Here is a 6,435-nt window from a genome sequence, read left to right as displayed (position 1 = left end):
GATCCCTTGTCCAGCAGCAGCTCGATGCGCTCGCGCGCGGTCAGCTTGCCGCGGGCATGCTGCGCCTCGATGCGCTTCTCCCCGCCGCCGAGCTTTGCGCCGGCACGCCTTTCCTCCAGTTCAGCCAACATCGTCATGATAGCCACATCCTCACAATCCGGTCCGACCTGGTCGCGCCGGGACAGGAATCCCTTGCGGAGCCGATGCAGGGCGCGCGAGCATTCGCCCATAGTCCGCCGGTACCACCTGGCTGCTCCGGCAAGCGCGGATGGATTGCCAAACCGGCCCCCCGGCGCTTTGCATCCCAGTCAATGTATGCAAGATTAGCAAGGAGATCGCCGCAAGGGACCGAAGAAAGTGCTTATTTTTGCCGATAGCGCTGAACCAGTTGTAAAGTTTGCCAAGTGAGACAGCACAAGATCTTCGCCGGCGACCGGCTACGGCGGTTGCGCGAACAACGCAGCATGACACAAGCAGAGCTCGCAGACGCTCTCAGCATTTCCGCGGGCTATTTGAGTCAAATGGAGAGTGATCAGCGGCCGATCACGCGAGAGCTGCTCATGCGGCTCAGCCGGCAATTTGGTATTGAGACGAATTATTTTTCGTCTGACGACGATTTGCGGCTCGCCAGCGAACTTCGTGAAAGCGCCAGTGACCCTCTGTTCGGGTCGCCCATTTTGCCTGACGAGGCCAGCGCGGCCGTCCGGGTCGCTCCCGATATCGCGCAGCGCTTTTTGCATCTCTATCGCGGTTATCTTGCGCTCGAAGAGGAACATCGCTCCTTGCAAACGCGTGTGGCCCAAACCGACGTGGGTGCGGCCAGCCGCTTTCCCTATGACGAGGTACGCGATTGGGTGCAATCAAAACGCAACCATTTTGATGCGCTTGATCGCGCCGCGGAACGGCTTTCGGAGGCAAGAGACTTTCAGCCCGAGAACCGCGGCGAGGACTTCATCAGATATTTGCGTGATGCCTACGGGGTTCGGATCGGCCAAGGCCCGGTGGATCTTGGCAAGGGAATGATCTGGCGGCTCGATAGCAACGCCAAAACGCTTTTCATGTCCAAAGATGCGCCGGTGGAAAGCCGGCTGTTCTGGATCGCTCACGTCATCGGCCTGCTCGAACAGCGAGACAGCATCGAACGTCAGATCAGACAGGCACGTCTCAGCAACGAGGAAGCTGCATCACTCGCGCGCGTCGCACTCGCCAATTACTTTGCCGGCGCCCTGGTTATGCCATATGGAGCATTTCTCGCCACAGCGCGCGACGTTCGCTATGACATCGAACGCCTCCAGCGACGCTTTGGCACGAGCTTCGAGCAGGTCTGCCATCGTTTGAGCACGCTGCAACGGAGAAACTCGCCGGGAATTCCGTTCTATTTCCTGAAAATCGACATCGCCGGCAACGTCTTGAAGCGCAGCAGCGCCACCCGCTTTCAGTTCGCGCGCTTCGGAGGTCCCTGCCCCGTATGGAACGTACACCAGTCGTTTTCGCATCCTGGCCGCATCCTGGCCCAATTAGCTGCTACGCCTGATGGAACGAGGTATCTTTGCGTAGCTCGGACCGTCAGCCTTTCGGCGGGCTCATATCTGAACCGACCGCGCGCGGTCGCCGTCGGACTCGGGTGTGAGGTGACCTATGCGGGCGAGACGGTTTACGCAAAGGGACTGAACCTGGACGATCTCGATGCGGTCGACTTCATTGGCCCGGGATGCAGAGCCTGCGAGCGAAGCGACTGCCGTCACCGAGCACTACCGCCGATCGGCCACCCACTTGACGTGGGTACCGTCGAAAGAGGCGTCGTTCCGTATCAGATCGATGCCAAGACTTCTCGCACCAGCAGCCTCAAATGACTTCGCAAAGTCCGCTCGACCTGACGGCGATCGAGCAACTCTTCGTTTTCTTGCCGTGGCGCGGCCGGCCGTGACCGAACTCGCAACGACAATCGGCCACACGATCCTTCTGGGGCAATCATGGTCCACCCTCATCCTGAAAATCAGCGGCCGCTCACACCGCAGCGGTCACCATTTCAATGCGGCCGTACGCACGGGATGATCCCAGAGCGCAGTGGTTTCGCCATCGAGCAGGCTCACGGTGAGCGAGCACCCGGCCATTTCGAGCGATGTGACGTAGCTGCCAACCAGCGAACGGGCGATGCGCAGGCCCCGCTCCTCGAGCATCCTGCGCACCGCGTTGTACATCAGATAGAGCTCGATCGTCGGCGTACCGCCGAAGCCGTTGACGAGCAGCAGCGCCTCGGTACCGGCCCGCGCGCCAAGATCATCGGCGATGGCGGTGGTCATCTCGGCGGCGATCGCATCGGCCTGCGCGAGCTTGACGCGGCGGCGTCCCGGCTCGCCGTGAATGCCGACCCCCATCTCCATCTCGTCATCACGAAGTGCAAAGGTCGGCGTGCCCGCCGCCGGAACGGTGCAGCTGGTCAGCGCAACGCCCATTGAACGCGTCTGTGCGTTGACGCGCTCGCCAAGCGCGACACAAGTTGCAAGATCGGCGCCCTTCTCGGCCGCCGCGCCGACGATCTTCTCGACGATCAGCGTGCCGGCGACGCCGCGCCGTCCGATACTGTAAGTCGACTTCTCGACCGCGACGTCGTCGTCGGTCACGATGGTGGCGGTGCGGCCCTCGGCGATCTCCGCCGCCATCTCGAAGTTCATGCGGTCGCCGGCATAGTTCTTGACGATGAAGAGGACGCCAGCGTCGCCCGCGATCGCCTGGGCGGCCTCGACGATCTGGTCCGGCGTCGGCGATGTGAACACCTGCCCGGGACAGGCGGCGTCGAGCATGCCGTAGCCAACGAAGCCGGCATGCAGCGGCTCATGCCCGCTGCCGCCCCCCGACACCAGCGCAACTTTCCTCGGATTCAGCTCGCGGCGACGGACGAATTTCCGCTCAGCGCCGAGCATGACGAGGTCGGCATGCGCGGCGGCAAAGCCGTCGAGGCTCTCTGCGAGCATATTGTTGACCGAATTGATGAATTTCTTCATTGTGTCCTCCCGCTTCGTCCGCCCGGCGTTCCTCGCCTATTTTTCCCGCATGATGGCAATCAGTCGCCGCGTGAACTCCTGAAGCAGCGTGTCAAGCTCGGCGTTGCGCTTGGCGCTGCCGAGATCCGGCAGATGCAGCGTCAGTGTCCGCTCGTGCGAGCCTTCGCTCAACCGGCCGACGCGGCGCGGATGAGCGCGCGCATAGGCGCGAAGGAAGGCCGTCTTCGCCTGCGGCGGGAAATGGCACACATCGAAGATCGTATTGAGATGCTGCACCGGTATCGGCACCGGATAGGCGGGATTGCTGATCTGGCTGACGAAGCTGCGGTTCTTCCCCATGGCATGGGCCAGCCGAAGCCGCATGCCCGACGGACGGCTCTCCAGCACCTCCTTGAAGATGCGCTTGTAGACCGCAACCGCGCCGGCTTCGGGCGCGTCATCGGCCGCCGTATCAGCCAAGGCCGCCTCCGCTGCTCAGCCGGTCGATGGTCTGCTTGATCTGCGCCAGCGCCGATGCATTGACGGAGAGCTCGCGCAGGCCGCAATTCAGCAGGGCGGGCAGACAACGCGGATCACCCGCCATGTCGCCGCACAGGCTGACGCTGATGGCGGCGCGCCGCCCATGCTCCGCGGTCCGCGCGATCAGTTCGAGCACTGCCGGATGCAGCGGATCCATCAGGGGGACGAGAGCTCCGTTGGAACGGTCGCAGGCCAGGACATATTGCGCGAGATCGTTCGAGCCGATCGAGAAGAAGGACGTCTTGAAGCTCGCGATTGCCAGGGCCGCCGCCGGCACCTCGACCATGATACCGAGCTCGGGCAGCATCGCGGCAATGCCATCCGCCTGCAAGTGCTGCACGACATCTGCGAACAGCTTCCGCCCCGCCTCGAGCTCGTCCGCCGACGTGACCATCGGGAACATGACCTTGAGATTGCCGCGCACCGCGGCCCGCGCCAGCGCGCGAAGCTGAACCGCAAATATCTCAGGCCGGGCAAGGCACAGGCGCAGGCCGCGCACCCCGAGGAACGGATTGGCTTCGCCGTCCAGCGTGAAGCCAGGCACCGGCTTGTCACCGCCGGCATCGAAGGTGCGGATGGTGACGGGGCGCTGGCCGGCCCATCGCAACACCGCATCGTAAGCCTGAAACTGTGTCTCCTCGTCGGGCAGGCCACCGCGCTCCGTCAGCAGGAACTCAGTGCGCATCAGGCCGATGCCGTCGGCATATTGCGCGTCGGCATGCTCGAGATCCTCGACGCGCTGGATGTTGATGAAGAGCTTGATCCGCTCGCCGCGCCAGGAGGCTGTCGGCCGCCGCAGGATCGCGCGCGCGGATGCCCTGCTCTTGTGATGGCTGTCGCGCCGCTTCTCGAAAATTCGGACCTGCTCGGCACTGGGATCCAGCTCCAGCGTGGCGCCTTCGCCGTCCAGCAGCGCCGTGGTGCCAGTGTCAGGAATGGCCCCGAGCTGTACCACCATCGGGATGCCGCGCGCTCGCGCCAGCATCGCGACATGGCTGGTCGGGCTGCCGCGCAACAGCGCCAAGCCACCGCCGCCGGACCAGTTAATCTCAAGGAATCGCGATGGCGGCAGATCGTCGGCGCAAATCACGCCTCCGCGCGGGATTTTCAGCGGCTGGTCCTGGTCGCCACGCAGAATGTGGATCACGCGGTCGCGCAAATCGGCAAGATCGGAGGAACGCGCCTTCAGATAGTCGTCCGGTGCGGAGTTGTACTCGGCAATATGGGCGTCGAGCGTGGAACGCCATGCGATATCGGCGGGACGTCCCTCGCCGATCGACGCGAAGATCGCCTCGATCAATTCCTCATCCTCGAGCAGCGCGACCTGGAATTCGAGAATCTGCGCGGCTTCGCCGCCGGCGCTGGCGGCAAGATCGGCGATCTGCACGCTCGCGACGTCGATCGCATTGCGCAAGGCCAGCGCCTCCTCGACCAGCGTACCGGCCACCCGCTCGCCGCCCGCTCCCGCGTCGACGCGGACGAACGGGCCATGGGCAAAGCCGATCGAGGCAGTCCTGCCGCGATACGCCAGCCCTGCAGCGCCGCCCTGCATGCTATGGTGCTCCATCCGGGAAATCGCTTGCGATCAGATCAACCAGCGCCGCGACCGCGGCCTCGGCATCGCTGCCGGAAGCCCTGATCTCGATCGTGCTGCCGTGTGCCGCGCGCATCGCCATGATCTTGGCCACGCTCTTGGCATTGATCCATTCGGGTGCGCCCGCGACCCGCACGGAGATCTGGGCCTCGAACTTCTTGGCGAGCTTAGTCAGCTTGACCGCGGGCCGCGCGTGCATGCCAACCGCATGCACCAGCCGCACGTTGCCGGTGAAGATCTGTTCGTCCGCTTTATCAAGCATGCTCGTCATCCATCATTGCTTCGCCGACGCCTCAGTCGGCAGAGAGTTCTTCGGCCACGGCCCTGACCTGGGCCAGCGAGCTGCCGCCCGCAGCTTCCGTCGCCGCCATGACGGCGCCCTCGACGATCGGCGCGTTGCAGACGACAACGAGATCACGCCGCGCCGGCTCCAGCATCTCAACTGCCATTTCGCTGTTGGTCTCGGCGCCGCCGAGGTCGACAAGCACAGCAACGCCTTTCGACGACCAGGCGTCGTTGATGGCGTCGATGATCAGCGGCACGCTGGTGCCGAGACCACCGTCGGGATTGCCGCCGCAGAAGGCGACCTTGACCTCGCTGCCGACCATCTGCCGCACCATGTCTGCGGTTCCCTTCGCGATGTCCCGCGAATGCGATACGATCACGATCCCCACGGTGTCGGTCATTGCCGCGCCTCCAGGCCAGCGCACACCGCGTGCAGCAGAACGCAGCTCGATCGCGCCCCGGGATCGACGTGACCGACGCTACGCGCGCCGAGGAACGACGCCCGACCCTTCGTTGCTTGCATCGGCACCGTGCGCTCGACCGCTTCAGCCGCGGTGGTGCGCACCCGCGCGATCAGATCGGGCTGGCCGGCGCCCGCTTTCAGTGTCTCCAGCACCGGAATGAGCACATCGAGCATCGTCTTCTCGCCGGCCTGCGAGCGGCCGCGCGCGCTCACCGCGTTCACGCCACTGCCGAACACGTCGGCGAGATCGTCAGGCAGGTGCTTGTCGTGCGACAGCGCCTCGCCCGCGGCGAGAAAGAAGCTGCCATAGAGCGGGCCGGAAGCGCCGCCGACCGTCATGACTAGGGTCTTGCCGATCGTCTTGAACGCCTCGTCGAGCGGTTGCGCCGAGATGGCATCGAGCTTGCCGAGCACCGCTTCGAAGCCGCGCTTCATGTTGGTTCCGTGGTCGCCGTCGCCGATCGCCTGGTCCAGACTCGTGAGCTCCGGCGCGCTATCGATGACCTGTTCGGCGGCCGCCTTGAGCAGCGACTTGAATGTCTCGGGTTGCACCGACATTGATCTGAACC

The 6,435-nt window shown here is 64.2% G+C and carries 7 protein-coding genes; 1 reads left to right on the top strand and 6 read right to left on the bottom strand.

The features are described from left to right. The first annotated feature begins 404 nt into the window (after window positions 1–404). Window positions 405–1,853, top strand: a complete 1,449-nt coding sequence (locus tag AC5ZG5_RS19605) for a helix-turn-helix domain-containing protein (RefSeq protein ID WP_456643421.1) — start codon at window positions 405–407, stop codon at window positions 1,851–1,853. A 168-nt stretch (window positions 1,854–2,021) separates the two neighbouring features. On the opposite strand, the gene dhaK is transcribed toward AC5ZG5_RS19605, so the two are convergent. From dhaK to dhaL, 6 genes are read right to left on the bottom strand one after another with little or no spacing between them, the layout of a single operon-like run. Further along, window positions 2,022–3,005 carry a dihydroxyacetone kinase subunit DhaK gene (gene dhaK / locus AC5ZG5_RS19600; RefSeq protein ID WP_456643422.1) on the bottom strand — a complete coding sequence of 328 codons (984 nt, stop codon included), beginning with the start codon at window positions 3,003–3,005 and terminating at the stop codon, window positions 2,022–2,024. A gap of 36 nt (window positions 3,006–3,041) precedes the next feature. Further along, on the bottom strand, window positions 3,042–3,464 hold the full coding sequence (locus AC5ZG5_RS19595; protein WP_130222522.1) for a hypothetical protein: 423 nt from the start codon (window positions 3,462–3,464) through the stop codon (window positions 3,042–3,044). Continuing rightward, window positions 3,457–5,091, bottom strand: a complete 1,635-nt coding sequence (ptsP, locus tag AC5ZG5_RS19590) for a phosphoenolpyruvate--protein phosphotransferase (protein WP_456643423.1) — start codon at window positions 5,089–5,091, stop codon at window positions 3,457–3,459. The genes AC5ZG5_RS19595 and ptsP overlap by 8 nt, the downstream gene beginning before the upstream one ends. Further along, the gene (locus AC5ZG5_RS19585) at window positions 5,078–5,380 is read right to left on the bottom strand and encodes an HPr family phosphocarrier protein (RefSeq protein ID WP_456643424.1); all 303 of its coding nucleotides are present in this window, start codon (window positions 5,378–5,380) and stop codon (window positions 5,078–5,080) included. The genes ptsP and AC5ZG5_RS19585 overlap by 14 nt, the downstream gene beginning before the upstream one ends. Window positions 5,381–5,411: 31 nt before the next feature. Further along, on the bottom strand, window positions 5,412–5,804 hold the full coding sequence (gene dhaM / locus AC5ZG5_RS19580; RefSeq protein ID WP_028163196.1) for a dihydroxyacetone kinase phosphoryl donor subunit DhaM: 393 nt from the start codon (window positions 5,802–5,804) through the stop codon (window positions 5,412–5,414). Beyond that, window positions 5,801–6,424 (bottom strand): dihydroxyacetone kinase subunit DhaL, encoded by a 624-nt coding sequence (gene dhaL / locus AC5ZG5_RS19575; RefSeq protein ID WP_028163195.1) that lies wholly within the window; start codon window positions 6,422–6,424, stop codon window positions 5,801–5,803. Before dhaL ends, dhaM begins: the two co-directional genes overlap by 4 nt. Window positions 6,425–6,435: the final 11 nt, after the last annotated feature.

The sequence above is a fragment of the Bradyrhizobium sp. Ses1 genome (assembly GCF_059512365.1).
Note: the sequence above shows the minus strand (reverse complement) of the source record. Positions and strands in the feature narration are given on the sequence as shown.